Annotated in this window: 2 protein-coding genes; both read right to left on the reverse strand. The window is 67.2% G+C overall.

The genetic code is table 11. The annotated features are described in order from the left end of the window. Positions 1-257: 257 nt before the first annotated feature. A complete protein-coding gene (locus C446_RS04490) occupies positions 258-1,304 on the reverse strand; it encodes a hypothetical protein (protein WP_049920033.1) in 1,047 nt (348 codons plus the stop codon). A gap of 105 nt (positions 1,305-1,409) precedes the next feature. After that, on the reverse strand, positions 1,410-1,814 hold a 405-nt coding region (locus tag C446_RS04495; protein ID WP_006671881.1), incomplete at its 5' end, for an enolase C-terminal domain-like protein.

Consider the following 1,814-nt stretch of genomic DNA (forward strand, 5'->3'; position numbering starts at 1 on the left):
CCCTGTTCAGAGAAACCTGCAACATCATCTGGTTTTTGGCCCTAATTTCGAAAGCGTGCAACAGGGTATTCGAAAGCGTGCAACGGGCTATGCGACATCGTAGCCCATACTCGAAGGGGTCCACTCGAGGAGCGAAGACGGCTATGGTCGGTCGACACTCGAGGGCGGGCCGGGTGAGAGTCTGGGGTTCTGAACGGGTCGGTTGGGTGCAAGTGGGGGCGGGTTCGGTGTGCCGACCCGTTCGGCGCAGCCCGAAATCAGGCCCAGTCCTCGAGGCCGAGGGAAATCGACTCCGGTCGTTCTTCGGGTGTCACCTCCTCGGGGAGAACGTCCCAGTCGAGTTCGTCCTCGCCGGGTCGAGCGTCCGTCTCGAGGCCGGGATCGTCGGCGGGCGGCTGCTCGCGGTACTCCGGTGGCGGGCCGCCGTGGGCGTAGACGCCCGCCGGGTGATCGACGGTCCAGACGTGCATCATACAGGGAGTCCGACAGGGAACTCGGGCGTCGCCGTCGGCGAACTCCCGTTCGTAGGCCTGCTGGTAGAACCACCAGGCGAACCGTCCGGGAGCGCCGGCGTGGTAGTGCCAGGGAGAGCAACGGTCGGGGTCGTCGGCTGGGGGGTGCTCGTGTTCGTGTTCGTGTTCGTCTCCCCCCTCCTGTCCGGGCTCGTGCCGGTCACCGCCCTCGTGTTCGCCTCCCATCTCGTCGCCGTTTCCTTCCTGCCCGCCCGCCTCGTTCGTCTCGAGAGCATCCGCCTCGGCCTCGGGCATCCAGGCGACCCCCTCGTCGACGTCGTACACCGGCGGGGGAGCGATCGGTTCGCCCTCGCGGGTCGCGATGAACATCACGCCGATCGAGCGCCAGGAGTCGTTGTCCACGAGCACCGACTCCGGCCGCTCGGGATCGAGCACCGCGTCATCCCCGATGTACGCCGGGTTCAGCCAGTGGGACCAGCCGTCGTCGTCCCTATCGAGGGTATCGAAGTACGGTTTGAACCCGTCGTCGACCAGCGCACCGACATCGGGGTACTCCTGCTCGAGCGTCTCCTCGACGGCCTCCCGAAGGGCGACCGTCACCGGATGATCGTCCGCGCAGCCGGCGGTGCTTGCCCCCTCGCAGTAGCCCATACTGGGTTGCAGCGTGGCCTCGGGGCAGCGCCGGTCGAACAGTGCCCGTTCCCCGCCGATCCTACCCTCACCGGCTGCCCCGGCGCTTCCGGAGCCGACGGCGGCCAGCGTTACAGTTCCCGCCGATGCCCGCAACAGCGCCCGTCGGGAGAGCCGCGGGCAATCACGTCGGTCGCTCATGTCCAGCACGTCCGACACCGACCAGAGACGTAAACGATGTTGGCGGCCGACGTGACAGTGTCTACGGGCGACCCATCGGAAAAGCGATAGTAGTTCCGTGCTCGGCTACTCGAGGACGGCACCGGTTCCGGCCCGTTCGAGGGCCTCGAGGTCGATCCGGCCGCCAGGTAGGGAGACGCCGTTGTAGGGGTCGTCGTCGAGCAGCAGGGAGCCGTCGAGGTCGGCGTAGTCGAGCAGCGGCGCGAGGTGACAGGCCGCCGCGATCGAGGCGTTGGACTCGCTCATGCAGCCACACATCACCTGCAGACCGTGGGCGCGGGCGGTGTGGATGAGCCGCTTTGCTTCACGGAGGCTGCCACACTTCATCAGCTTCAGGTTCGCGATGTCACAGCGGTCCGCGATCCGTGGCACGTCTGCGGCCGTGATACAGGACTCGTCGGCCGCGATCGGCAGCGCCGCACGCTCGTAGACGAACTCGAGTCCCTCCCGGTTCTCCGCAGGAACCGGCTG

This window comes from Halobiforma nitratireducens JCM 10879 (genome assembly GCF_000337895.1).
Taxonomy (GTDB): Archaea; Halobacteriota; Halobacteria; order Halobacteriales; family Natrialbaceae; genus Natronobacterium; species Natronobacterium nitratireducens.